The organism is Streptomyces sp. NPDC003038 (genome assembly GCF_040611115.1).
In the GTDB taxonomy this organism is placed as follows: domain Bacteria; phylum Actinomycetota; class Actinomycetes; order Streptomycetales; family Streptomycetaceae; genus Streptomyces.
The window spans coordinates 309,244-334,301 of the sequence record NZ_JBEXNN010000002.1 but is presented as its reverse complement, the minus strand read 5'-3'; the positions used below and the strand labels follow the sequence as shown (position 1 = coordinate 334,301).

Annotated in this window: 19 protein-coding genes, 1 tRNA gene and 2 pseudogenes; 10 read left to right on the top strand and 12 right to left on the bottom strand. The window is 71.0% G+C overall.

Going from position 1 to position 25,058, the window contains the following annotated elements; translation table 11 throughout:
* Window positions 1-302: 302 nt before the first annotated feature.
* The 4 genes from ABZX75_RS04230 to ABZX75_RS04215 all read left to right on the top strand — a co-directional run bounded on the left by ABZX75_RS04230 (window position 303) and on the right by ABZX75_RS04215 (window position 3,915).
* Window positions 303-1,733 carry a hypothetical protein gene (locus tag ABZX75_RS04230; protein ID WP_355407611.1) on the top strand — a complete coding sequence of 477 codons (1,431 nt, stop codon included), beginning with the start codon at window positions 303-305 and terminating at the stop codon, window positions 1,731-1,733.
* Between the two features lie 178 nt (window positions 1,734-1,911).
* Window positions 1,912-2,187, top strand: coding sequence for a hypothetical protein (locus ABZX75_RS04225; protein ID WP_355407609.1), 276 nt, complete (start codon window positions 1,912-1,914; stop codon window positions 2,185-2,187).
* A gap of 97 nt (window positions 2,188-2,284) precedes the next feature.
* Window positions 2,285-3,667 carry a nucleotide sugar dehydrogenase gene (locus ABZX75_RS04220; protein ID WP_355407607.1) on the top strand — a complete coding sequence of 461 codons (1,383 nt, stop codon included), beginning with the start codon at window positions 2,285-2,287 and terminating at the stop codon, window positions 3,665-3,667.
* Window positions 3,668-3,714: 47 nt separating this feature from the next.
* On the top strand, window positions 3,715-3,915 hold the full coding sequence (locus ABZX75_RS04215; RefSeq protein ID WP_355407605.1) for a DUF5988 family protein: 201 nt from the start codon (window positions 3,715-3,717) through the stop codon (window positions 3,913-3,915).
* 35 nt (window positions 3,916-3,950) lie between these two features.
* On the opposite strand, the gene ABZX75_RS04210 is transcribed toward ABZX75_RS04215, so the two are convergent.
* Entirely contained in the window at window positions 3,951-5,780 is a 1,830-nt protein-coding gene (locus ABZX75_RS04210; RefSeq protein ID WP_355407603.1) for a protein kinase, read from the bottom strand.
* A 562-nt stretch (window positions 5,781-6,342) separates the two neighbouring features.
* Here ABZX75_RS04210 and ABZX75_RS04205 point away from each other — a divergent pair.
* Window positions 6,343-6,540, top strand: coding sequence for a hypothetical protein (locus ABZX75_RS04205; protein WP_355407601.1), 198 nt, complete (start codon window positions 6,343-6,345; stop codon window positions 6,538-6,540).
* Between the two features lie 55 nt (window positions 6,541-6,595).
* On the opposite strand, the gene ABZX75_RS04200 is transcribed toward ABZX75_RS04205, so the two are convergent.
* Entirely contained in the window at window positions 6,596-8,632 is a 2,037-nt protein-coding gene (locus ABZX75_RS04200) for a prolyl oligopeptidase family serine peptidase (RefSeq protein ID WP_355407599.1), read from the bottom strand.
* A gap of 414 nt (window positions 8,633-9,046) precedes the next feature.
* Between ABZX75_RS04200 and ABZX75_RS04195 the strand changes: the two are divergent.
* Window positions 9,047-9,691 (top strand): annotated as a pseudogene (locus ABZX75_RS04195) (phosphatase PAP2 family protein); the annotation flags it as partial.
* A 42-nt stretch (window positions 9,692-9,733) separates the two neighbouring features.
* On the opposite strand, the gene ABZX75_RS04190 reads toward ABZX75_RS04195, so the two are convergent.
* Both ABZX75_RS04190 and ABZX75_RS04185 read right to left on the bottom strand, forming a co-directional pair.
* Complete coding sequence (locus ABZX75_RS04190; RefSeq protein ID WP_355407944.1) at window positions 9,734-9,904, bottom strand: LuxR C-terminal-related transcriptional regulator; 171 nt, start codon at window positions 9,902-9,904, stop codon at window positions 9,734-9,736.
* Window positions 9,905-10,204: 300 nt separating this feature from the next.
* Window positions 10,205-10,783 carry a DM13 domain-containing protein gene (locus ABZX75_RS04185; protein ID WP_355407598.1) on the bottom strand — a complete coding sequence of 193 codons (579 nt, stop codon included), beginning with the start codon at window positions 10,781-10,783 and terminating at the stop codon, window positions 10,205-10,207.
* 224 nt (window positions 10,784-11,007) lie between these two features.
* Here ABZX75_RS04185 and ABZX75_RS04180 point away from each other — a divergent pair, with 224 nt between their 5' ends.
* Window positions 11,008-11,247, top strand: coding sequence for an antitoxin MazE7 (locus tag ABZX75_RS04180; RefSeq protein ID WP_355407596.1), 240 nt, complete (start codon window positions 11,008-11,010; stop codon window positions 11,245-11,247).
* A 143-nt stretch (window positions 11,248-11,390) separates the two neighbouring features.
* Window positions 11,391-11,464 (top strand) — tRNA-Met (locus tag ABZX75_RS04175).
* A 138-nt stretch (window positions 11,465-11,602) separates the two neighbouring features.
* On the opposite strand, the gene ABZX75_RS04170 is transcribed toward ABZX75_RS04175, so the two are convergent.
* The 5 genes and pseudogenes from ABZX75_RS04170 to ABZX75_RS04150 all read right to left on the bottom strand — a co-directional run bounded on the left by ABZX75_RS04170 (window position 11,603) and on the right by ABZX75_RS04150 (window position 15,301).
* Window positions 11,603-12,100, bottom strand: coding sequence for a GNAT family protein (locus ABZX75_RS04170; RefSeq protein ID WP_355407594.1), 498 nt, complete (start codon window positions 12,098-12,100; stop codon window positions 11,603-11,605).
* Window positions 12,101-12,227: 127 nt separating this feature from the next.
* The gene (locus ABZX75_RS04165) at window positions 12,228-12,686 is read right to left on the bottom strand and encodes a hypothetical protein (protein WP_355407593.1); all 459 of its coding nucleotides are present in this window, start codon (window positions 12,684-12,686) and stop codon (window positions 12,228-12,230) included.
* A 59-nt stretch (window positions 12,687-12,745) separates the two neighbouring features.
* Window positions 12,746-14,023 (bottom strand): hypothetical protein, encoded by a 1,278-nt coding sequence (locus tag ABZX75_RS04160; RefSeq protein ID WP_355407591.1) that lies wholly within the window; start codon window positions 14,021-14,023, stop codon window positions 12,746-12,748.
* Window positions 14,024-14,127: 104 nt separating this feature from the next.
* A pseudogene (locus ABZX75_RS04155) lies at window positions 14,128-14,274 on the bottom strand (NAD(P)H dehydrogenase); the annotation flags it as partial.
* A gap of 64 nt (window positions 14,275-14,338) precedes the next feature.
* Window positions 14,339-15,301, bottom strand: coding sequence for an aldo/keto reductase (locus ABZX75_RS04150; protein WP_355407589.1), 963 nt, complete (start codon window positions 15,299-15,301; stop codon window positions 14,339-14,341).
* A 437-nt stretch (window positions 15,302-15,738) separates the two neighbouring features.
* Between ABZX75_RS04150 and ABZX75_RS04145 the strand changes: the two genes are divergently transcribed.
* Together ABZX75_RS04145 and ABZX75_RS04140 are read left to right on the top strand one after the other, a co-directional pair.
* A complete protein-coding gene (locus ABZX75_RS04145; RefSeq protein ID WP_355407587.1) occupies window positions 15,739-17,220 on the top strand; it encodes a UDP-N-acetylmuramoyl-L-alanyl-D-glutamate--2,6-diaminopimelate ligase in 1,482 nt (493 codons plus the stop codon).
* Window positions 17,221-17,281: 61 nt separating this feature from the next.
* A complete protein-coding gene (locus ABZX75_RS04140) occupies window positions 17,282-18,223 on the top strand; it encodes an endonuclease/exonuclease/phosphatase family protein (protein WP_355407585.1) in 942 nt (313 codons plus the stop codon).
* On the opposite strand, the gene ABZX75_RS04135 is transcribed toward ABZX75_RS04140, so the two are convergent.
* The 3 genes from ABZX75_RS04135 to ABZX75_RS04125 form a co-directional block, all read right to left on the bottom strand.
* Complete coding sequence (locus ABZX75_RS04135; RefSeq protein ID WP_355407583.1) at window positions 18,207-19,721, bottom strand: hypothetical protein; 1,515 nt, start codon at window positions 19,719-19,721, stop codon at window positions 18,207-18,209. The genes ABZX75_RS04140 and ABZX75_RS04135 overlap by 17 nt on opposite strands.
* Entirely contained in the window at window positions 19,714-23,463 is a 3,750-nt protein-coding gene (locus ABZX75_RS04130) for a bifunctional glycosyltransferase family 2 protein/CDP-glycerol:glycerophosphate glycerophosphotransferase (protein WP_355407942.1), read from the bottom strand. The genes ABZX75_RS04135 and ABZX75_RS04130 overlap by 8 nt, the downstream gene beginning before the upstream one ends.
* 358 nt (window positions 23,464-23,821) lie before the next feature.
* The gene (locus ABZX75_RS04125; RefSeq protein ID WP_355407581.1) at window positions 23,822-24,994 is read right to left on the bottom strand and encodes a hypothetical protein; all 1,173 of its coding nucleotides are present in this window, start codon (window positions 24,992-24,994) and stop codon (window positions 23,822-23,824) included.
* Window positions 24,995-25,058: the final 64 nt, after the last annotated feature.

Below are 25,058 nucleotides of genomic sequence, written 5' to 3'. Positions count from 1 at the left end.
CGCGGCCCCGGCGTCCGCGCTGATCATCAGGCTCGCTCCGGGGCGCTCCGCGTGGAACCGGGGCGGCGGGGGGCCGCTCGCGCACTGGTCCGAGTGCCGTACGGAAAAATGGCAGGGACGGCTGTCCGGGGGCAGCGTGGTCAGCAGACGCGATGTCTCCGCCCCACTCCCCCGACAGTCCATGAGGTCCGGCCATGACGCAGACTTCAGCCGTCGCTCCGAACCCGCAGGGGGAGGATCCTCGCCCCGGAAGGGGCCGAGCGGTCAGGCGCGATCTCCGGTGGCTGGGCGGGATCGCGGCGGTGTACGTGGTTGCCCAGTTGCTGATCGTCATGCCGGGGTCGGGTCTCGGATGGGACGAGACCGTGTATGTCAGCCAGGTCAGCCCCGACGCCCCGGCCGCCTTCTTCAGCGCTCCCCGGGCCCGCGGCATCACCTTCCTCGTCGCGCCCGTCGTCGCGCTGACCTCATCGGTCGAGGCGCTCCGCATCTACCTGGCCCTGCTGTCGGGAGCCGGTCTGCTGCTGTCCCTGTGGGTGTGGCGGCGCCTGGTCCCCACCGCTGTCCTCGCCGTCGCCGGCGCCCTGTTCGCCGGGCTGTGGGTCACGGTGCTGTACGGACCGCAGGCGATGCCCAACCTCTGGGTCGCGTACGGGGCGCTGATCGCGGTCGGCTGCTTCCTGAGGGCCGCGCGGGACCGGTCCGATCGCGGCGCTCTGGCCGGCCTCGGAGCGGGTATGGCGCTCGCCGCGCTCATGCGGCCCACCGACGCCTTGTGGCTCGCCGTGCCCCTCGTCGCCGCCGTCCTGTGGGTGAGGCCGTGGCGCAGGCCGGCCCTGCTGCTCGTGCTCGCCGCGGGCGCGGCCGTCGGCAGCGCGGAATGGGTCGTGGAGGCTTACGTACGCTACGGCGGGCTCCTTCCCCGGCTCAGGCGTGCCAGCGAGATCCAGGGCCACCTCGGCTGGAACCTCGCCTTCGACGACCACGTACGGGCGCTGCAGGGGCGGACGCTGTGCCGCCCCTGCAATGTGCCCTTGCAGCATCCCATCGCCTCCGTCTGGTGGTTCGCCCTGCCCCTGCTCGCCGCGGGCGGGGTGCTGGCGGCGGCCCGCCGGCGGCTCCTGGCTCCCGTGCTGGTGGCGACCCTGGCCGGTCTGTCCCTCGCGGTGCCGTACCTGCTGCTGATCGGGTACGCGGCTCCGCGCTTCCTCCTGCCCACCTACGCACTGCTCGCGCTGCCGACGGCGCTGTGCCTGATCCGGCTGGCCACGGCCGCGCGTCGGCGCCCGGTCTTCGCGGCCGCCCTGGCGCTCGGCATGTGCGCTCACCTGACGGTCCAGTACCTCGTCCTGGACGGCGCGACGGACCGCGGCCGCGCGAACCACGCGGCGTTCGCGCGGCTGGTGGCCGACCTGCGCCGGCAGGGACTGCGCCCACCGTGCGTCGTCAGCGGGGAGGAGGCCGTCCGGATCGCGTTCCGCGCCGGGTGCTCGTCCCGTCAGGTCGGCGGCCACGACGGCAGCATCACACCCGCCGCGCTGGCAGCCTCCGCCCGCGCCCGGCCCGTGGCCATCCTCGTACGGGGGAACGCGCCGCCTCCCCCGTACGCCCGCGGCTGGCGCACCCACGTCCTCCACGGCCTGCCGGGCACGGGGAAGCTCCGGGCCTATCTCGGACCTGCCACGCGGGCGGTTCCCGTACCCGCCGAGTCCCAGCCGGCTCACCACCCGTAGGCGGGGTACCCGGGTGCCTTGCCTGCGCCGTGATCCCCCCATGCCGTCCGTCCGCGTTCTTCCCCGCCTCGTGTCGCGGAAGAGTGAATCCGCAGGCCGGGGGGCCGTGCCCGGATGCGGGTGTCGTGGCGCGGCCTCAGGATGGACGCGCAGCCAGCCTTCCCTCAGGAGCTCCCCCATGCTGGAACGCACCTCCCGTAAGGGCCGGACCAGGATCACCTTCGTCCTGCCGGCCGACACTCCTCCCGGTCCGGTCAGTGTCGTGGGCGACTTCAACGACTGGACGCCCGGCGCCCACACCCTCGTGCCCCGCGACGACGGAATGCGCGCCGTCACGGTGGCCGTGGCGCCCAAGACCGTCCAGTCCTTCCGCTACCTCGCCGCGGGCGACGTCTGGTTCGACGAAGAAGGCGCGGACGGCCACGACGGGACCAACAGCCGCCTGCACACCTGAGCACACATGCCGGCGGCACGGCGGGACCGGGCAAAGGCCAGGTCCCCTTCCTGCTGCGGACCCGATCCACCCAGCGGGGGAAAGACAAGGAGCCGTTATGCGTGTCGGTGTCGTGGGCCTGGGCTATGTCGGCCTGACGGCCGCGCTGGGCCTGGCCGAACAGGGCCATGTGGTGATCGGCGTGGACAGCGATCCGGACCGGGTCGCGCTGCTGGCCGGGGGCCGGCTCCCGTTCGAGGAGCCGGGCCTGCGGATTCCCCTGGCCGCTTCCCTCGATACGCAGAGCCTGTCCTTCACCTCCGGCCTGGGCCGGATCACGGAGCCCTTGGACGCCGTGGTGATCGCGGTCGGCTCGCCTCCCACCCCCTCCGGACGCCCGGACCTGCGCCAGGTGACCGCGGCGCTGATGAGCGTGCTCGGCCTGGATCCGCTCCCCGGCCTGATCGTGGTCAAGAGCACGATTCCGCCGGGTACCAGCGCCGCGTGGCTCGCCGGGCCCCTCGCCGATCGCCTGACCGATCGCTACGTATACAGCCCGGAGTTCCTCAACCAAGGGGCGGCCATCGACGACTGGCGCCGGCCCGCCCGGCTGGTCGCGGGGCTGTCCCGCACGGGACTGGTGGAGGAGGTCAAGGAGCTGTACCGGGGCATCGACGCCGCGCTCCTGTTCACGGACCCCACGTCCGCCGAAGTGGTCAAGTACGCGAGCAACGCGTTCCTGGCCACCAAGGTCAGCTTCGTCGGCGATCTGATCACACTGTGCGAGGGCACCGGGGCCGACATCGACGACGTGCTGACCGGCACGGGCCTCGACCCGCGCATCGGGCCGGCGTTCTTGCGCGCCGAGGGCGGATACGCGGGCTCCTGCCTGCCCAAGGACACCCTCGCCCTGCGCCACTGGTCCCGCCTCGTCAGGCGCCCGCTCCCCGTGATCGAAGCCGTCATCGCCGCCAACCAGGTCCAGCAGCTGCGCAGCGTACGGATCCTCGAGGAAACCCTCGGCCCGGCCCGGCTCCTGGCGGGCGGGGCCGTCGTCGCCGTCCTCGGCCTGCGCTACCAGCCCTGGAGCGACGACCTGCGCGATGCCCCGTGCATGAGCCTCGTCCCCGAACTGCAGACCCTCGGCGTCCGGGTGCGCGTCTTCGAACCCAGCCTCACCGCGGAGCAGGTCACCGCCCACTTCCCGGGCATCGAGGTCGCGCCGAATCTGCGGGAGGCCGTCAGCGGAGCGGAAGCCGCCATCGTGCTCACCGACTGGCCCGAGACCATCAACGCCGATTGGAACGACCTGGCCGTTCGCATGGCCGCGCCACGCGTCGTGGTCGACACCAAGAACTGCCTGCCGATGCGATCGGTCACGGCCGCGCCCCTGCTCTACCGCTCCATGGGACCGCGCCGTGCCGACACCGGCAGCGCACCGGCCTCGGCACCGGACGGGACTGCCGCGCCGCCCGAGAAGGCGGCCCACCGCCGGCCCTGACGACGCTCCGACGTGCGAACGGTCCGGAGGATGGGAAGACTGAAGGCATGGCAAACAAGGCGGCGCTGGAGGGCGGTCCGGACGATCTGCGCGAGCGGGTCGTGCCGGTCACCTCGCCCGGAGAAGACCTGAAGATTCCCCACCGCGGCGGATACGAGCACTTCAAGCCCACGTCGCGGCACCAGGAGCGCCCGGAAGGGCAGCTCCCCGTCTACGAGTGGTGGGAACGGACCGAAATCGCCGAATGACGGCCGCCCCCCGCTGACGGACCGCTCCTCGCGGTTCAGCTCCTGGAGCCGGAGCCCACGGCATTGCGCCAGACGGTCAAGTCCAGCGTCATGTACTTGCTGGGCGATCCCTCGGCCGAGAAGCCCTGGACCGTCACGAGGGCCATGTGCCCCGTACCCGTGGTGACGCAGACCTGCCGCCCCTTCGAGAGCTTGTTCACGTAGATGTTCTTGGTGAACCGGGTATCCGCGCGGCAGGCGGCGAGCGATCCCTCCTGCCCCGGCTCGAGCAGCACCATGTTTCCCTCCGCGGTCTCCGCGTCGATGTATCCGCCGGTGTCGTAGGACAACTCGTACCCGCCGTCCTCGCCCTGCTGGGGCCGCACGTCGTCGTCCCCGAGGGTCAGGTGATAGCCGGCCGTGAGGTTGATGCCCTTGAAGTCGGTGGGCTTCGGGTCGGCCTTGGCGTCCGGCTTGGGGGCGCCCTCCGCTCCCCCGGCGTCCTTCTGCTTCTCCTGGGAGGAGCCGCCGCCGGTCTGCGTCTGCCCGCCCTTGTCCTTGAGCAGCAAGTACGCCGTACCGGCACCCGAGACGCCGAAGACCAGCGCGGCGGCGACGGCGATGGCCATGCCCCGGTTGCCCGAACCCCTCGGGGGCCGGGCAACCGGGGGCCCGGCGTGTCCGGGGTACGTCTGCCCGTGCGCCGGCCAGTGCGTCTGCCCGTGCGTCTGCATGTGGCTCGGGAACTGGGTCGGGGCGTAGTGGTGGGCGTGCGCCGGTGGTGGCGTGGGCACGGGCGTGTGGTACTGCCCGTGGGGCTGAGCGGCCTGAGGCGGCTGCGGCGTCCGGGGCGTCGTGAGCGGCCCGTAGCCCGGGGGCGGTGTGGCCGGGGCGACCGGAGTGGTGGGCGAGTAGGCGGCGGACGGCGCGGAGGTCGGCGGCGGCGGTGTCTGGGCCGGGGCGGGGGCAGCCGCGCGTACCGTGATGTCGGCGGCGACCGCTCCCGGCAGCCAGTCCTCGGGACGCCGCAGCACCGTATCCGCGTTCGCGGACTGGCAGAGCTGGATGATCTCGGTGATCGACGGCCTCGCCTCGGGGTCCTTGGCGAGGCAGCGGGTGACCAGCGGCAGCAGCCGCTCCGGGACCCCGGTGAGGTCGGGCTCCTCGTGGACGATCCGGTAGAGCACTCCGTGCGAGGTCCCCTCGCCGAACGCCGGGGTTCCCGTCGCCGCGTACGCCGCGACCTGCCCGAGCGCGAAGATGTCGGTGGCCGGGGTCACCCGGCGCCCGGCGGCCTGCTCCGGAGCCATGAACGAAGGAGTGCCGATGGTGACGCCGCTGCCCGTGAGCGAGGTCGCGTCGGCGGCGTAGGCGATACCGAAGTCGATGACGCGGGGGCCGTCCGCGGCGAGCAGCACATTGGACGGCTTGAGGTCGCGGTGCACGATGCCCGCGCCGTGGATGACGTGCAAGGCCTCCGCCATGCCGGCGATGAGCAGCAGAACGGCATCGACGGGCAGCGCGCCGTGCGCGACGACCGCGTCGGCGAGCGAGGGGCCGGGTACGTACGCGGTGGCCAGCCAGGGCTGGGCGCCGTCGGTGTCGGCGTCGATCACGGGGGCGGTGAACAGGCCCTGCACGCGCTGGGCGGACTTCACTTCCTGGGCGAAGCGGCGACGGAACTCGGGGTCCTCACCGAATTCGGGGCGGATCACCTTGATGGCCACGGGCCGCCCGCCGGGCGTGTACGACAGGTACACCTTGCCCATGCCGCCCGCGCCCAGCTTGGCGGCCAGCCGGTATCCGGCGATGGTGGTCGGGTCGTCTCCCGCCAGCGGCTGGAAGACCTGCGGATGACCGTCCCGGTCCGACTGCTGACCACTCATCAACTCACGTCTCCCCCGCAGAACCCCGATGTCGAACGGCACCTTATCCAAGGACGGACCGCCCGCGCCCGTTCCGTCGACTGCTCCACACGTGTGACCCCTCCAGGGGCGAGCTCGACGCCGCCCCTCTCAAACCTCCAGCACCCCGGTTTCCACCTGTTGGGCTACCTCCGTTGGCCTCTTCGGGGCCGGGGCACTCTCATGGAGTACGGGACCGGTCCCCACCCCGCCGCACAGCCAGAAAGGCCCGCCCATGTACGAGATGCGCGCCGAGTCCACCGGCGACCGATGCGAACTGGTCTGGCACGTCATAGCCAAGGACCGGTCCGCGGGCACCCTGTGCGGGTGCCACCTGGAACCTCCTCGGCCCACCGAACCGCTTCCCGAGAGCGCCTCGGATCGATACTGCGCCCCCTGCATGGCCGCAGTCAGCACCGCTGGGGAGAGCCGCACGTAGGCAGCGGCAGACGGCGGCTGCGCGGCAGCCGCCGTCGGGGGCTCGGAGCGGCGAACGGCGGCACGTGTGATGCGCCGGACTCCGGGGCGTGTTCGGATCGTCGGCATGGACCGTGCCGACGAAAGCCCCCGCAACGCGGGGAAGGCCGGGGATGAGCGCCGTGCCGCCCGACAGACCGTCGCGCGCCATGCCCGCGGCGCTGCCGAACTCGCAGTCTTCCTCGACATGCTCGATCTGGAGCCCGATGTCGATCACCTCTACCGGGGTGTGGACGCTGACCTGCGCGGCTTCAACGACGCGTGAGGGGGTGCGGCGACGATGAGTGACCGGCGGCGGGCAGGCGGCCGGCAGCCCCGCTTCACCGCGGCGGCGCAGCGCCCGTTCGTCGGCTGAGGTGCTGGTCGAGGAAGGTGTGGATCAGGGCCTGGTTGAAGGCGGTCTGTTCGTTGTCGGTGGCGCCGGCGTGTCCGCCCCCGGTGTGTTCGTGGAAGAGGACCCGGTGGCCGAGTTCGCGCATCCGGGCGGCCATCTTGCGGGCGTGGCCGGGATGGACGCGGTCGTCACGGGTCGAGGTCATCAGCAGCAACGGCGGATAGACCTCCTCCGCGGACAGGCGGTGGTACGGCGAGTACCGCTCCAGGTGGATCCGGTCCGCGGGCTGGTCGGGGTCGCCGTACTCCGCGATCCAGGACGCCCCGGCCAGCAGCCGGTGGAAGCGCAGCATGTCCAGCAGCGGCACTTCCGCGACGACGGCGCCGAACAGCTCCGGATAGCGGGTGAGCATGGCGCCCATGAGCAGGCCGCCGTTGCTGCCGCCGGCGATACCCAGCTGGTCGGGGGTGGTGAGGCCCCGGGCCGTCAGGTCGGCCGCGACCGCGGCGAAGTCCTCGAACGCGCGGACCCGGTCGGCGCCCAGCGCGGCCTGGTGCCAGAGCGGCCCGTACTCTCCGCCGCCACGGATGTTCGCGACCACGTACGTTCCGCCTCGTGCCAGCCAGGCCTTGCCGCGGACACCGCTGTAGTACGGGGTCATGGAGACCTCGAAGCCGCCGTACCCGTACAACAGCGTCGGGCCCGGGCCACCGGGTGCGGCGCTCCGGTCCGGGCCGACGACGAAGTACGGGACGCGCGTGCCGTCCGGCGAGACGGCGAAGAACTGGCGCGTCGCCAGACCGGCGGACTCGAAGTGGGCGGGGGCCGACTTCAGGATCTCGCTGCCGGACCCGATCTCGCCCCGGTAGAGCGTGGAGGGCTGCAAGAAGGACTCCACGTCCAGGAAGTACTCGTCGCTCACGTCCGGGTCGGTGTCGGTGATGGTCGCGCAGGACAGCGCCGGCACCTCGGCCAGCGGCTCGCGCCTCCACCCCGCGGGGCCGGGGGTGAGCACCTCCATGCGCGTGGACACGTCCGCGAAGGTTTCGAGGATCAGATGGTGCCGCGTCCAGGAGTGCCCCGACAGCGCGGTGCGCTCGTCCGGAAGGAACAACACGTCCGGGCTGCGGTCGCCCGCCATGAAACCGTCGAAGTCGAAGGCGAGCAGCGATCCGGCCGGCTGGTTCAGCCACGGCGTCCTGGGGGTGACCAGCAGCCACTGCCGGTGCACGTACGCGCGGGCGTCGTCCGGCACGTCCACCTTCACCGGGGTGTCGTCTGCGGAGAGGAGGAAGAGCTCGCTGGAGAAGAAGTCGGGGTACCGGGAGACGAAGCTCCGCTCGAAGCCCGGCGTGGCGTCGTGCCAACCTGAGGCGGACACGTCCCCTGCGGCCCCCTCGAAGACCAGTTCCGCGTCGCCCAGCGGGGTGCCCCGGCGCCAGCGGCGCACGGTTCGCGGATAGCCGGACTCGGTGAGGGTGCCGGGCCCGAGGTCGGTACCGAGGAAGACGTGGTCGTCGTCGATCCACCCGATGCTCGTCTTCGCCTCCGCCACGCGGAAGCCGTCCTCGACGAACGCCAGGGTGCCGAGGTCGAACTCGCGGACCACGACCGCGTCCGAGCCGTCCCGCGACAGGCTCACCAGCGCCCGGCCGTAGTCCGGATACCGCACTCGGGCCCCGGCCCACACCCAGGCCTCTCCCTCCTCGGCCGCGAGGGCGTCGATGTCGAGGAGGACCTCCCACTCGGGCTCGTCCTTGCGGTATTGCGCCAGCCCTGTACGACGCCACACCCCCTTCGGGTGCTCCGCGTCCCGCCAGAAGTTGTAGAGCAGGGCCCCGCGGCGGGTCGTGTACGGGATACGCGCGGCATCGTCCAGGACCTCACGCAGCTCCGCCTGCAAGGCAGAGAAGCCCGGGCCCCGCGTCAGCAGGTCCCGGGTCTCCGCCGTGCGGTCCGCCGCCCAGGCGAGAGCGCGCGCGCCCTCGACGTCTTCCAGCCACAGGAAAGGATCAACAGTCACCCGCTGATTCTCGCCTGTCGAGCGAGGCCGGGGAGCCGGTTCGCTCCGAGTCAGGGGTGCGGGGCGCCGGATTGCCGACGACAGCGGCGTGGCGAGCGGGGAAAGGCTTGGGGGCGGCGGTGGGGGGGGGGAGGCGGCGGCGGGGGGCGGCGCCGACGGCCGCCTCCGAGACGAGGAAGGCGTTGCGGTAGCCGTCGGTGAGGGCTTCGACGGATGAGAACGCGCAGGTCGGCGGCCAGACCACCCATAAGGAGCAGTGCGCCGATGGAAAGGCCGTAGGCGTTGACCACCCGGGCCATGCCGGTGTCGGAGAGGCTGATGCCGTACGGCCGCCGTCAACCCTGACGATCGTCGTACTACCGGCCTGCCGTTCGGCCCGGGCGGACCGGCCGCGGCGTTCCTACCGTCGATGCCATGGACGTGAACGAGCGATACGGATACGGACGGGGCCGGCGGCTGTCGCTGGCGGGCGCGTCGGCGGGAGCGGGCGCCGGAGCCGTCGTCTGGCTGACGCCGGGCGGCGGGCCGGGCCATGTCGGTCCGGTGCACGTGACGACGGAGAGCGTCTCGGTGTCGGTGTACCGGGCACTGACCACGGCGGTGACCGACGGGCCCTCATGGACGCGGGCCGCTCTGGAAGCCGCGAGCGAGGGCACTCTGCTCGCCCTCGGCCTGCTGCTGCTCTGGGTGGGGTGGACCGCTCTGCGACGGCGCGACCGGCGGAGCGTGGCCGGGGTGGCGCTCGTGGGCGTGGCGACCGTGGTCGCCTATGCCCTCAGCGAGGCGTTGAAACTCCTCATAGACGAGGAACGGCCGTGCCGGTCCGTGCCCGGCGCTCCAGCCCTCGCGGCGTGTCCCGAACCGGGCGACTGGTCCTTCCCCAGCAACCACGCCACCCTGGCCGTCGCGCTGGCGGTCGGCGTGACCCTGCTGTGGCCCCGGCTCGCTGCCCTGGCGCTGCCCTTGGCCACGGCCGGCGCGCTGCTGCGGGTGCTGCTGGGGGTGCACTACCCGCACGACGTCCTCGCGGGCGCGGCGCTCGGCGCGTCCGTCGTGGCGGCCCTGTGGCTGGCGGCCCTGCCGGCCGCCGTACGCGCCGGGTCAGCGCTGACCGGCCGCGGGCGGCGGCGCCGGGACCACGCCCGCCTCGTGGGCGACCACCGCCGCCGCGGCCCAGCTGGCCACGCCCGGGCGGGACAGGATCGAGCTGACGTGGGCCTTCACCGTCCCCTCCGCCAGATGCAGCCCGCGCGCGATGCGGCCGTTGGACAGCCCGCCGCCCAGGAAGGCGAGTACCTCCCGTTCGCCGTCGGTCAGGGCGTCGACGCGGACGCGGGCGGCGGCGCGGCGTCCGGCCTGCGCTCCCGCGCCCCCGGTGGCGAGGCGGGCGACGACGCGGGCGGCGACCTACGGTGACAGGTGGGCGGCGCCGTCCGCCCCGGCCCGGACCCCGGCGATCAGTTCCTCCGGCTCGCCCGACTTGATGGGGCAGCCGGTCGCGCCTTCGCTCAGGGCCCGCTGGATGTACTCGTCCTCGCCGAAGGCCGTCTCCCGCGGGCGCCTCCTCCGTGATCAGACGGCCGTGAGGCTCGCCGCGCCGAAGGAGACGTTGAAGCGGTCGCACCAGATGCTGAGGCTGCTGAAGTCGGTCGGCTTCACGTCGGCCGGGATCTCGTAATTCTGGTCGCCCTTGTTGCCCTTGAGCTTGCCCAGGCTCACGTACTTGCCGTCGTCGAAGACCCCCCAGCCGGCCTCGCCCTCCTTCACCGGAGCGTCGGTCAGCCAGACCCGCAGGTCGGGACCGTTGCTGGTGTCGAGATTCTCCAGGCGCAGGATGTGGGCCCCGTCGGGGAGCCGGATGAGCTTCACCTCGCCCGTGGTGGTGTGCTCGTGGCTGATCAGCGTGCCCCGGGCGATCGTCTGCGGGCCGGCCGGCGGGGTCGCGGCGCTCGGAGGGGCCGGTGACCGGCCGGGCGCGGAAGAGGCCGTCGGCGGGGTCGCGGCCGGGGACTCGGCGGCCAGACCCTCATGGACGGTCTGGTCCTGCCAGATCTTCCAGGGCTGGAACCAGTACAGCCCGGCGCCCAACACCACAACGGCGGCGACCAGCGCACTGATCACGAGCCGGCCACGCCGCTTCGTCTCTTTCACAGCAGATGCCTCCCAGAACGGTTCGTTACCCGCATTCAACGTGGTCCTGGCGGGGAGCGCCATGCTGCCGGGATGACGAAAGCCTTGCGGCAGGCCGTCATCGCCCGCCCGGCGATGCGGGTCGGCACGGGCCCCGGGACGCGCATCCGCCCGGCGGCCGTCAGCCCAGGGGTCTGTCCGGTGAACAGACCCCTGGGCGAGGCGTGGACGCGCATACTCGGAACATGGCTGACACCACCAGCGTCGAGGTCGACACCGACGTCCACGACCGGCTCACCGCCCTCGCCACGGCCCGCGGGCTGAGCCTGCCCGAGTATCTGGCCGTGCTCGCCGCCGCCCAGGAGAATGAGGCCGGGCTGGCCGCCGCCGCCCGCGCGTTCGACCGGGCGGTCAACCGGCCCGGTTTCCGCGAGGGGTTCGTGCGCGATTTCGGTACCGGACGCGCCGGATCCGACGCCGCCTGAGGGGCCTGGGGCTCCGCACCGGCCGGACTTCTGGACGTCCCGGTGGCCCGACGCCGTCACCGCGGCCGGACCACCCGGGTGGGCGTCTTCCACGAGGGGTGGCGAGGGTCGCCGCCGAAGTGCCGTAGGGTGAGGTCTACCGACGCGGGGTGGAGCAGCTCGGTAGCTCGCTGGGCTCATAACCCAGAGGTCGCAGGTTCAAATCCTGTCCCCGCTACTACATGGAAGGGCCCGGATCCTGCTGGATCCGGGCCCTTCTGTCATGGCCCCGCTTCGGGCCGTGTGGCCGGGGCGGTCCGGGCCGTGGCCGGGCACGCGGTACGGACTTTGAGCGCCTTTTCTCCGGCTCCGGCGACTACTCGTCCCCGGTGAGGTCCACCCACGCCGTGACCGTCTCCCCGTCCGGGACGAGGTCCGTACCCAGACCTGCCAGCAGGCGGTGAACAGCCGCGTTGTCCGGCTTCGTACTCACGAACAGCGCCTCCCGTCCGTCGGCGCGCGCCCGGTCCATGAGCAGTCTGAGCACCACGCCTCCCACGCCGCCGCCCCGGTGGGAGCGGCCGATCCAGACCCCGGCCTCGACGGCCCGCTTCGCTCCTTCGACGGGGCACAGGCGGGCTGCCCCGACCACCGTTTCGCCCACGACGATGGCGAAGGTGGCCTCGACGGGCTCGGCCGCCAGCGATCTGGACCGGTGGAATCGCAGGAAAGCGGTACGCCGTTCAGGCGTCCAGCCGGCCGGCCCCGCCACCGGTGGCATCACCTCGTCCGGATCGGCGTCCTCCACGGCCGCGCGCAGCAGCCCGGGGAGCAGCGCCTCGTCCAAGGGGTGAAGGGTGACGTCGGTGCGCATGACCGCATCCTGCCACGCGGTCGGGGGCGGTCGCACGACAGTTCTCGCCGCCCTTTCCGCCGGTCGGGCCGGGCACCCCAGGGGTGTCCCGGCCCGACCGCACGCGCAGGCCTGGGCGCGGAAACCCTCAGCGCCAGATCGCCTGGACGGAGTCGAACTGGATCCAGGTGATCGGGTTGCCCTCGTTGCCGCCGTAGACGGACAGGGCGCCGGAGAGGTTGACTTCGAAGCGGCAGGCGTTGATGCCCTGGCTGTTGTTGCGCGGAGCGGCGGCCCGGACGTACCACGTGGGCCGCATGGCGTTCGGAAGCGTGCCGATCTTGGCGTCGGCGACGATGTTGCAGCTCACGACGCCGCGCGCCTGCAGGAAGACGGTGCCGGCGATGGTGATCAGGCGAACCTGGGGGGTCGCTCCCGGCTGGGGGGTGATGCCGGGTTCAAGGAGGATGTCGGCCCACGGCTGGGCCTCGACACCGGCTGCGGCCCCTGCGGCGGCGGCCGGGGTCGCGGTGATCAGGCTGCCCGCGGTGAGGGTTGCGGGCAGGGCGAGGGCGGCGCCGAGGATGCTGCGGCGGTTGTGGGACATGGTTGGTCGTCTCCTTGACGGGGCCGGGAAGAGGGAGGGAAGCCGAGGGAGGTGGTGGGTCAGTTCCAGACCGCGCTGAAACTGTCCAACTGGGCCCAGGTGATGGCATTCGTGCTGCGGCCCCCGTAGAGCCGGAGCTGACGGCTGGTGTCCGCCTCGACGTGCGCGACGCAGTAGCCGCTGTTGTTGTTGCGCGGCACGTTGGCGCGGGCCGCCAGGCTGGGTACGAGCGCGTCGGGCAGCGTCCCGAGCACGGCGTCCGCCGTGAAGCTTCCCTTGACTCCGCCGCTGAGTTGCAGCGTCGTCGTCCCCCCGATGCTGATCAGCCGGCCCCGGGGGGCGTTGCCGTCCACGGAGACCCCGCTCGCCAACAGGATCGGCTGCCAGCCGGTGAGCATCTTGACGCCGTCGACCTCCGGCGCCGCCGACAGCGACAGGATGGTGCAGGTGCGAGGCCAGGGGTCGTCACAGGCGAACCCGAAGTGCACGTGCGGTACGCCGCCGCGCACCGATACGGCCATTCCCTCCGGCTCGCGGTATTCCAGGCCGGGCTGCGCGCTGACGAACCGCTGGTCGAGGACCAGGCCGGTGGACCAGTCGACGGCGGTCAGGTAGGTGTTGCCGGGGGCCGGGTTGCCGGGGTTGTCGGTGGCGATGGCCTGGCCGGCCAGCATGTAGAGGACGCCGCCGAGAGAGGCGTACCCCTGGAAGACGCCCTTGGGGTCGGGCTGGGAGATGCGCGCGATGGGCTCCCACACGCCGGCGGCGGCCTTCGCCAGGTCGTACGACTCGTACTTCATGCCGCCGCTCTTGAAGCGGACGATGAGCCGGTTCGTCGTGGGGTCGATGGTGCATGTGACGTTGGTCGCGCCGGCCACCGGCGTGTACGGCTTCGCGTGCAGCGGACTGCCGTAGTCGAGCACGGAGTTGTGGCGGAACGGGAAGTGGGTGACGGCTGTGCCGTAGCCGTCTTCGTCGTCGCCCGTGGGAACCGCCGCGGTCTCCGTCCAGAGGTAGGAGACACCCGCGCGGTGCTCGACGCCCATGGCGACGCCGTGGCCGAAGCCCCGCAGGTACATGAATCCGGTGATGGCGCCCGCCTGGCTGAGGCGGGTGACGACCAGATCACCGTTGTCGCCCCGCTCGGTTCCGGTCTTCGGGCCGGACTCGCCGCTGAGGGTGATGCCGCCCTGGACCACCTGGAGGACGAAGATCTCTGCGGTGACCGGGTCGATACCGAAGGACTGCATGGCGGTGGAGTTCTTGAGCGGCCGCCGGTGGAGCAACTTGCCCACCGGGCCGGCGATGTCTATCTGTCCCTCGACACTGATGCTCAACGCTGCGCCCCTGTTGGTCGACTCGTCCGTTGTCCTGACCTCGTCAGTCTGGCATGGCGATCAAGGGCGCTGCCGACTGCCGGCGAGGAGCCGAGCGGTGACGCCCGCGCACCCTGGTAGCGGGCGCCGGCGAGGATGTTCTCCCCCGGGGCGCCGGTGCCGGAGGCGTGGGCGGTGCCGTACGGGTTGCCGTTCGCCGCGTAGACGGCCGGGTCCGTGTATCCGGGCGAGACGATCAGCGAACCCCAGTGGGACAGTCTCGACGAACTCCTCGGCACGAGCGGGCTGAGCCCGCGACCGTAGCCGAGGCCGGATTCAGGGCAGCGGCACGCCGCGCGCCGTGACCCAGAGTTCGTACCACTCCTCGTGCGTGAGGTCGGGCTCGCGCACCGCCGCGTCACGGCAGGCGCGGATGCGCTCGGGGCGCGCGGTGCCGATGACCGGCGCGATGCCCGCGGGATGCCGGCTCAGCCACCACAGCAGGACCGATTCCGGCGTCGTGTCCTTCTGCCGGGCGAGCTCGGCCAGGAGTTCCGCGGTGGCCCGCTCGGCGGGCGTCCGCTGGCCGCCGGTGAAGCGGCCCTGGGCCAGCGCGCCCCAGGCCTGCAGGCGGATGCCGTGGTCGCGGCAGTGCTCCAGCGTCCCGTACGGGAATCCGTTGCGGGCGGATCCGGGCGTGTTGAGCAGTACGCCGGCCTCGACCCAGTCGCGGCTGTGCAGGCTCATCTCCAGCTGGTTCGCCACCAGCGGCACGTCGAGGCGGGCCTGGAGGTGGGCGATCTGCGCGGCCCCCATGTTCGACACCCCGAATCGCCGTACGAGGCCCTGCTGGTGCAGGGAGGTCAGCGCCGACGCGATCGAGTCCACGTCGGCCAGCGGATCGGGCCGGTGCAGGAGGAGGACGTCGATGACGTCGGTCCGCAGCCGGGTCAGGCTCTCCTCCACCCGCCGCGTGATGCTCTTCTCGCGCAGGTCGTACATCCCCGGACCGTCCTGGCCTGCGAGGCGGATTCCGCACTTCGTCTGCAGCGTGATGCGCTTGCGCAGTCCCGGTGTCCGGGCGAGGACCTCGCCGAACACGGCCTCGGCCTTCCCGTGCCGGTAGATGTCGGCGTGGTCGAAGGTGGTGATCCCGCTGTCGAGGGCCGCGCCGATCGCCGCTTCGGCGGCGTCGATGTCACCCGCCCCGTACGGCTCCGGCTCCCAGCTCCCGCCCAGCCCCATGCACCCGTACAGCACCCGGTCGCCGCTCATGCCGGCCCTCGTGTTCGTCTCCACGGGCCCACCCTAAGGGCTGTCCGTCAATCCCCGGCGGGCGCGGGTGATGTGGGCTTCGGGACGCTCGGCCGCCCGTACAATCGGCCCATGGGTCGCACACGTTCTTCGAGGGAGTGCCCGCAGCGGGCCGCCTCTGGGCTGTGCCCGGCCGCCGGGGCGCCCGAGACGCGCCGTATCGCCTTGCACGGCCACGGCTAGCGGTGTTCCGCGGCCCCACGCGGCGACCCCCGGCGGGTCGCGCGGGCCTCCCTTTCGGCTGATCTTCTCCTGCGCGCCTCGCGCGGGACCTCTCCGCCGGGCTGAGCTGCTCGTCCGGTTCTCTTCCGGCGATCGCGCACCTCCGCTCCACGTCACCACCGCAGTCTCCGGCGCGCCGCCGGCGCTGCCGCCCGGCTACGGCCGCACGACCGGGGCCGAGCCACCTCGAAGGGAACATTGTGAAGCTGAGCGACTTGCTGGCCGGGCAGGAGCACCACGTCCTCCAGGGTGACCCGGAGAAGACGTTGATCACCGCGGGAACGACCTTCGACGCCGACCGGGTGACACCCGGGTCGCTGTTCATCGCGGTGCCCGGCCATCGCGAGGGCGGGCCCGGCTCCGTATCGCCCGCGCTCGCACGCGGCGCCGCCGCCGTGCTCGTCGACGGCGGGGAGCCCGCTCTTCCGGCCTCGGTATGGCCTCCGGGTACGTGCGCCGTGCGGGTGCCCGACAGCCGGACGGCGGCCGCGGTGGTGACCTCGCGCTACTTCGGCGAGCCGGGGCGGCAGATGGACATGGTGGCGATCACCGGCACCAACGGGAAGACGTCGGTGTCGTACATGGTCGAGTCCGCCCTGCGGATCGCGGAGGGCGCGAAGGTCGGGGTGATCGGGACGGCCGGCAGCCGGATCGGCGACGAGCCGATCCCGATGCCCCGGTCGGTGCTGACCACGCCGGAGTCGCCTGACCTCCAGTACCTGCTGGGATGCATGCGCGACCGCGGGGCCACCGGTGTGGTGCTGGAGGCCACCTCGATGGGGCTGCTGACGCACCGGCTGGACCGTACGTTCATCGACGTCGGAGTCTTCACCAACCTGACCCAGGACCACCTGGATGATCACGGAACGATGGCGAACTACCGCGATGCCAAGCTGCGCCTGTTCCAGGGCCTGTGCCGGCACGCGGTGGTCAATGCCGACGACCCGGTCGGCGCCGGGATCCGGTCGATGATGCCGGGCGCGGTGACCACGTACGCCCTGGACGCGCCCGCGGACTACCGGGCCACCGACCTCGTGGTGAGCGCCTCGGGCACGCGGTTCACCCTCCACCACGACGGGCGCACGTACCCGGCGTCGATCCCCGTCCCCGGCAGGTACTCGGTGGCCAACGCGCTGGCCACCGTGGCCGCCTGCCACGTCCTGGGCCACGACCTGGGCCCGCTGGTGGCCGCGCTCGCTTCGATGCCTCCCGTACCGGGCCGCTTCGAGCGCCTCGAAACCCCGGGCGGCACGTCCGTGATCGTGGACTACGCCCACTCCCCCGACTCCCTGAGCAAGGTACTGACCACCATCCGCGGTTTCGCCCGCGGCCGGGTCATCACCGTCTTCGGTTGCGGTGGCGATCGGGACACCACCAAGCGGGCCGACATGGGAAGGATCGCGGGGACCCACTCCGACCTGTGCGTTCTCACCTCGGACAACCCCCGCCACGAGGACCCGGAGGCGATCTTGGACGAGATCGCCCCCGGCCTCACCGAGACCGGCACGCCGTTCGAGCGGTTCGCGGACCGCCGTGAGGCCATCGCCTTCGCCCTGTCCGCGGCGGGCCCGCAGGACACCGTCCTCATCGCCGGCAAGGGCAGCGAGCCGCATCAGATCGTCGGCGAAGAGCTGCTGCCCTTCAGTGACATGGCCACCGTGCGCGAGCTCTCCCGGGCATGACCGCGCCTGCGCGGCGGCCCCCGATGTACGGCCTGACCGGCCAATACCTGATGATGTCGGGATGCAGAGACAGAAGCAGACCAGGACGCGGCCGCTTCGCCGCCGGCTCGGCCGCACGGCGGCGATCCTGAGTCTGCTCATGTCCGCGGCGTGCACGTCGGCGGACCCGGCCCCGTTCCCCTTTCCGGGCCCGGTCCCCGCCGACGGCGAGTCGGCCCAGCTCCCCGTCGCCACCTGGAACATGTGCGGCGTGCGGCAGTGGAGCTGCGAGGAGACCGGCAGCCCGAAGGACAAGTTCCAGCAGCTGCGTGCCCTGGTCGACGGATCCGGCGTGCGCGTCGTGCTGCTCCAGGAGGTGTGCTCGGACGATCTGCTGGCCGCGGCCCTGCGCCTCGGCTCGGAGTGGCACAGTGCGTTCGAGCCGTACGTCGAGGTGAACGCGGAGGGCCACCGTACGCCCGTCGACTGCACCGGGCAGGGCGAGGGCCGGGCCGGCTACGGCCTGCTGGCCGCTTCACCGCTCACCGATGTGGAACCGGTGCAGACCCAACAGCCCACGGTCGGGCTGCACCGCGGGATCCTGTGCGCCTCGGTCCCGGTGCAGGGCATACGGGTGTGCAACGCCCATATCGCCATGCCCGACAGTGATGTGGCCCACCCCGATTGGGAGCTCCGGGACGACCAGCTCCGCTCGCTCGTCGCGGCTGTGGCCGACGACGGCCTCACGGTGATCGGCGGCGACTTCAACGCGGCGCCGCCGGGCAGCCGGGACTCGGCCGCCTGGATATGGCCGCCCGAGATGTACAGCGCGTACCGGGAGTGCGACCAGAAGGGCGACTCCCGGGCGGGACGCCCCACGTACAAGACCGGAACGAAGATCGACTACCTGTTCACGAACCTGCCCCGCACCGCCTGCGAGGTGGTGGACACGAAGGATTCCGACCACCGGCCCCTGGTGATGCGGGTGAGCCGTCCCACGGCCGGGGTCAGTACCGCGCGGTGAAGTGACCCTGCGTGGGCGCACCGTATCCGTTCACCATGGTGAAGGGGAGGGTGGTCCAGGGAGACGCGTTGCCCGCCGCTCCGACCGCGATCGCTTCGACGAAGTGCGCGCCTTCGTTCCAGGCCCAGCCCGGCTCCCACACCCAGCTGCCGTCGCTCATCACACCGCAGGTCCCCAGGCCCACACCGCCCTCCTGGAAGTCCACTCGCACAGCACCGGGGGCGTATCCCATGAAGCTGACGAGCGGGCCCGGCACCTGCTGATGGGCGGCCGGTGCCGTCACCGTGAGCACGAGGGGCTGGGCCGGGATCGGCACCGACATCGGTACGGGCGTGGGCGTCGGGCCCGTCACGGCCACAGGTTCGGCCTCCGGGTCGAGCGCCGTGAAGCTGACTTCGGTGCGCTCGGACTGGTAGTTGTTCGCATCCGCCGCGAAGAGCCGCACGACATGGCGCCCCTTGCCCCACGGCTTGACCCGCTCCCAGGTCCAACTGCCGTCGGCGGCGACGGGCGCGGCTCCCTGGTGCTTGCCGTCCTCCCAGAAACTGACGCGTACCGCACCCGGAGCACTCCCGGCGAAGCGGATGGAGTCGGCGGGCAGGCGCTCGTCCGTCGTCGGCATCGAGACGACCGGTCGGGGGAACGAGTCGCCCCTCACCTGGGAGGTCTCCGCGAGGTACCCGTCGATGGCGGACGTGTCGCGGTCCGGCTGCTCGTAGCCGTTGCGGACCATGCCGATCCGGGGAGTGATCCCGTCCACGAGGAGGTTCAGCAACCCCATGAGCGTGGGCAGGTTACGCAGTGTCACTTTACCGTGACCGCTGATGAGGGGGGAGTCGTTGTAGACGAAATTGAAGTTCTCGTACCCGTCGAAAAGCCGCAGAAAGGGCTCGACCTGCCGTGCGTACTGCTCGTCTTGGGGGGAGCTGATCACATAAACGTTGGCCGAGCGGTTCGCCCCGCTGCGCACCATCTCGGGCAGGATCGAGTCGAGAACGCGCACATTCTCCTCCGTCACCTCCCCCATCATCAGGCGGGCGGCCCCCGGCATGTCTTGTCTGACATACGTCCCGATCAGAAACTGGGGCACGCTGGCCACGATGTTCCTGAAGCCGTACTTCAGACCGAAGTGGAGAGCCGCGCTGCCGCCCTTGGAGCTGCCGAACATGGTGCATTCGCCCGGTGTCAGGGACAGTGCGTTCATGACCCGGGAGATGAGTCCGGCAACCGACCTCTCCAGAGAGAAGTCCATTCCCTTGCTCAGGTAATAGCTGTTCTCGCCGTCGAAGAGGTCGCGGACCCACAGGATGTTCGAACGGAGGTTGTCGAGGACGCCGTTCGACCAGCCGTACTCACCCGGCGCGTTCAAGTTCGCGAACACGACGACGAGATGCCGGTTCCCGTTCTTGGCGTGGGAGAACCGGTACTCGATGGGCACCGGCCCTGAAGAATCCACGCCCGTGAAGATGCGGCGCGCGTTCTGGGCTGCCTTAGACATGTTCGGAATCCAATCCCCGCACCCGCTGCCGCGGCATCTGATTGAGGTTGTCCTGAGGCCAGGAAGCGGCCTGACCCACCACGTCGTAACCGGTCACACCCTTCGCGGGCGCCTGCGCCTGCGAAGGTTCCAGATCGCCGCCGGCGATCAGGATGCGGTCGGTCAGCCGGGCCGAGGCGTAGCCGTCGTCAAGGTCGCAGAACTCCTGCTGGAACCAGCGGTAGCGGGCTGTGTAGTCGTGCTGGATGCGGTCGATGTTCCGGATGGCCCCGATCAGTTCCGGCGAGCTGAACAGCAGCGGGCCGGGCGCGGACCGCTCGAAGTCGAAGTAGAAGCCGCGCAGGGTGTCCCGGTAGTGATCGAGGTCGTAGGTGAAGAAGAGGATCGGCCGCCCGGTGTTGACGAAGTCGAACATCAGGGAGGAGTAGTCCGTGATCATCACATCGGTGATGAGGGAGAGGTCCGCCATGTCCGGGTAGTCGGACACGTCGAAGACGAACCCGTCACCGGCGCCGGGCACCGGGTCCACCACGTTGGGGTGGCGGCGCACGAGCAGGACGTGGTCGTGCTGGAGCTGCGCCCGGGCTTCCTCCAGGTCGATCCGGAAGTCGAGCTTGTACTTGCCGGGCGCGTAGAACTGGTCGTCTCGCCAGGTCGGCGCGTACATGATGACCTTCTTGCCCGGCGGGAGCCCGATGCGGCGCCGTACTTCCGCCGCCCGTTGTCCGGAGTCGGGTCGGCGCAGGATGTCGTTGCGCGGGTAGCCGCTCTCGACCATCTCGCCGGGGAACTGGAAGGCCCGCTTCAGGATGGGGGTGCTGAAGCTGTTCGGTGACACCAGCATGTCCCAGTTCTGCACCTCCTTCTCCACCCTCTCCAGGTACCGCTTGTCCGCGAAGTGCACGGCTTCGATGTCGTGTCCGATGCGCTTGAGCGGGGTGCCGTGCCAGGTCTGCACGACGATCTGTCCGTCGCGCTTCTGGAACCAGTCCGGCAGGTGGTTGTTGGCGATGACGTAGCGCGCCCGCCCCATGGCCTCGTACCAGTCGGGCGACCACATGCGCACCGGCCGGGCGGTGGGGGGAACGGCGACCTGGTCGTCCCGCACGACCCACAGGTGCTCGACGGCGACGCCTCTGCGGACCATCTCCTCGTGCAGCGCCCGGGGGCTGTCGGAGTACTGGGTCCCCTTGAAGGCGTCGAACAGCACGGCCTGCGTGACGGGCTTGCGACGGGCGTTCGGGTACGTCTTGGTCCGCATCAGCTTCTGCCGGTACGGGCCGCGCGCCTCGTCCGGCATCGCCGAGTGGACGAGCAGCGAGAGGCGGTCGTAGGCCTCCGCCTGGAGTTCGTAGCGCCGCTCGCGCACGCTCACGTCGCTGGGGAAGGAAGGAATCAGCTCCTGGGTCATCTTGACCATGAGGTCCTTCGAACGGTCCTCCGCGGCGACGGTGGACACGTCCTCGCGGCGCAGGAAGAAGTCCCAGCGGCCGGAGGCCAGCGGGATGTCTCCGGCCAGAGTGCGCATGGCCGCGGGAGAGACGACGAAACGGAACTCCCGGCCGTACCAGGTGATGGGGACGGCGCGCTCGGCGCCATGGGCGCGGGACCGTACGACGATGTGCGCCGCGGCGAACTGGGGCGCGCTGAGGGTGTCCTCGGCGGCGTAGCTGACCGCGACTTCCAGGGATCCGTCCTCCCGCCAGGTGGCCGACGTGGCCAGGGGCAGGGTGTCGCGCTCGAAGAGCACGACGTAGCCGGAGCCGTTGCGGTGTACGAAGACCTCGCGGTCGCCCGTGTCGGTTTGCAGGTGCGCCGGAAGGCGGTAGTGGCCGTCGGTGGCGTCCTCCGCCATGACCGGGTAGATGGGTGCCTTGCGGCCCTCGACGTGGAAGGTGGTCTTCCAGCCGTTGCTGCCGGTGTTCCAGGTCTGCGGAATCCCGTCGTCGGAGCTGCCGCGGTGCCCCGGGACGAGGGCCTTGACCGGGACGCGGGTGACGAAGGTGCACCAGCCCTCGCCGCCGGGTCTGAAGTTGACCCAGGAGTCGTGCTGTCCGGCGCCGCCCATGCTGGTCACCCGGAACTTGCCCCATTCGGGAACCTTGGGGCCCAGGTAGACGCCGCACAGTTCGAGGTGGTCTCCGACGATGCGGTGGCGGGTGATGCGGCACCGGACCCGTTCCACACGGAGTTTGAGCTTGCCCTGGATGAAGAGGGGAACCACGCGGGTGTTCTTGTCCACGTACTGGTAGGGCGGGTTGGCCGCCGTGCCGGCGCCGCCCCGGGCTATGCCCTTGTAGCGGAACAGCCCGCGGCTCAGCACGCCGGCCGCCACGTCCCAGGTTCCCTCGACCCACTCGCCCTTCCGCTTGAGCCGGCTGGTGTCGAGGCGGACCTGGAATCCCGACCAGTCGTAGCAGTAGCGGTTCTGCTGGGAGTGTTCGGTGGCCTGCGGGTAATAGGTGGTCTTCGCCTTGGCGACCACCACCCGGCCCTGCTTCTTGTTCCGGAGCGCGATCGCCTTCATCGACATGTGCCGTTTGTGCACATTGATGAAGCGGATGTACGCGGACCCCTCGAGGGTCAGGTGCTCGGCATCTTCCCAGTGCGCGCGGGTCAGCGACCCGTGCAGCGAGAGTTCCTTGTCCAGGCGGTAGGCACTCTTGTCCAGGCCTATCGAACGGTCCCCGAGGTAGGGGTAGTTGAGGTAACGGTGCAGGCGCCGCTGAACGGGCATCGGCCCGCCCTTGCGCTCGAACTCGACGACGTCGAGAAGCTCTTTCAGCCTGCCCTCGCGCACCAGCAGCCACTTGACGCGGGCGTCGGCCGGCAGTTCGTCGATGATGTCCTCATCGGCCTCGTCCAGGAACTCGTTCGCCCACCGCATGAAGGCGTCCCGGTACTCCTCGTCGGCGTCCGGCAGCACCTTCAGGTGCAGCATCAGGTCCGACTTCAGGCAGGCGAGATCGTACTTCCGCTTGTGTTCGCTGTACGACCGCGCGCGGTGCCCGGCGAGGAACCGGCTGACCGACTGGACGGCGGCGACGCGGTCCTGGAGATTGCTGAACTCGGTGTGCCTCTGGGTGATCGAGGGAGCCGCGCCGCCCTCGCGCCGGCGCCAGAAGTAGACGACGTCGGTGAGGATGTCGACCTTGGCGGCACGGAAGTGGGCGAACATGTTGACCCAGGAGTCCTCATACATGACTCCCTCGGGGAACGCGATGTAGTGGTAGTCCCAGAAGGACCGCCGGAACACCTTGTTCCACACGGTGCGGTCATAAATGAGGGCGGGCAGCTTGGTGATGTGCGTGCCGCGCCTGCTGCGCTGCATGGGCGCCCGGTGCAGCGGAGACTGCCACTTCTTGGTGGAGTTCATCATCTGCACGTTGCCGGAGACGAAGTCCGAGCCGGACGCTTCGAGCGTCTGCACGAGCAACTCGTAGGCGTACTCGGGGATGACGTCGTCACCGTCGACGAACGCGAGGAACTCGGCCTCGGAGTGGGCGGCGCGAATGCCGACATTCCGGGCGTGACCCGGACCCATTGACTCTTGACGGATGAGCCGGAACCGGGGGTCCCGGCGGGAGATTTCTGCGGCGATGGCGGTCGAGGAGTCGGTCGAGCCGTCGTCGACCATGATCACCTCAAGGTCCCGGAACGTCTGCCTCGCTATCGACTCCAGGCACTCCCGGAGGTATATCTCGACGTCCTGGAAGGGCACGACGACGCTCAGGCGGGGCATACCTGCCACTCGGAAAACTCCTCGATAGTCACTAGTTCCGGCCTGCGGGGACCCCCCGCAGCACACCGCCGGACCCGTCCTACGCCCCGGTCACCCGCCACTCTGCGCGAAGTCAACGCGCCCCACCGACCTTCAATCCGCACACTTATGCGATCCTCACAAAGATCTGGGCAGCGTAAGCCAACTGGTTGACGGCGAGCAAGTATTCGCAGGCCTGCCACACACCCAAAAGTTCGCATGTGTGAACGATCGCTTTCGTTGCGGCGTGACGAAAACGCCAACTCCCCACCATTTCGGGGCGCGGAAGAAGAGAACCGGCCGCCTCGTCCCGGTAGACGGACACGCTCGGTGAGGAAGGTCACCCCACGCGGCGCCAGGCGTCGAATCCGAGGCCCGCCTGGCCCGTCTGGCCCACATCCGCGAGGTCTTGCCGGGCGATCCTCAGCCCGCCGTCCTCGCCGATCATCGCGATCGTGATCGAGCCGCGGCCGTCGAGGGCGATGGCCGGCAGCCCGGCGCACCGCTCTCCCACGGGAGCCCACCAGGCCCCGTACTGCTCGCCGTGCGTGGGGTAGGCCGCGATTTCCGGGTACCCCTCCGCGCCGCGCTGCAACAGTACGGTGCAGTCATAACCGTTGACGTGTGCCCGGGTGACACCCACCGGGCCGACGCCGCCCGCGCCGCCCAACGGCATGAGCCCGCCCGTCACGCCGCCCGCGCCGCGTTGGGGGCGGTAGGCGATGACACTGCCGTCTGCCGGGTGCCGCCAGAAATGGGTGCCGATGCCCAAGGCCGTCTCGTACGTGCTGTATGTCCCCTCGACGGCTTCGGCCTCGGTGCGGCCCAGCCATCGGAACACACGCCCAGGACCGTCCTGGCCCCAGTACGAGGCCCCGCCCCGGAAAGGTGCCAGGAATTCGGCTCGGCCCTGGGACGTCACGAGCGGCACGACCGCGCCGCGGACCCACTTGCCCTGATAGTCCGTCCAACTGCCCCAGGTGCCGTCCGCGCCCTGTGTCCGGCCGCGCACACCGACGCCGAAGCGGGTGACGAGGACATGGAGCGAACCAGATCCGTCGGGCAGTACGACCGGATCTCCCTGGTCGGGCGCGGGCCCCTCGGCCGGGGGAAAGGGATTGCCCACCGTGCGCCAGTCGCCGAGCGGCCGGCCCGTCTGGTACTGAGCGGTGATGACGAACTCAAGACCGCCCGGGGCATCGTCCCGGTAACGCGTGCCGGCGAACCAGACGAACCCGTGGGAGTCCTGGGCCAGCGTGAACCGCCCGCCCCACCCTTCGACGCGGAACAGGTCCGGTCCCCGCCAGACGTCCGAGCCGGGCGCCGACTCCGTCCAGCGCACCACGCCCTCGGCGCAACTCGCATAGGCGGTCAGCCGGCCGTCGCGCCCCAGGCGGAGCCAGCCCGAGGTCTCGTAGCCGCCGTCGGCCGCGGCGGCTATCTCGGATTCCGAGACGGCGGGCGTACCGGAGGTGACGCCCCGCCCCGATTCCGCACGTCCGCGTCGCACCATGTCCTCAGCCCACTCCTGCCCGCGCTCGTCCCTCTTCTCCGACCGGCCCGGCGGGCCGGGGGAC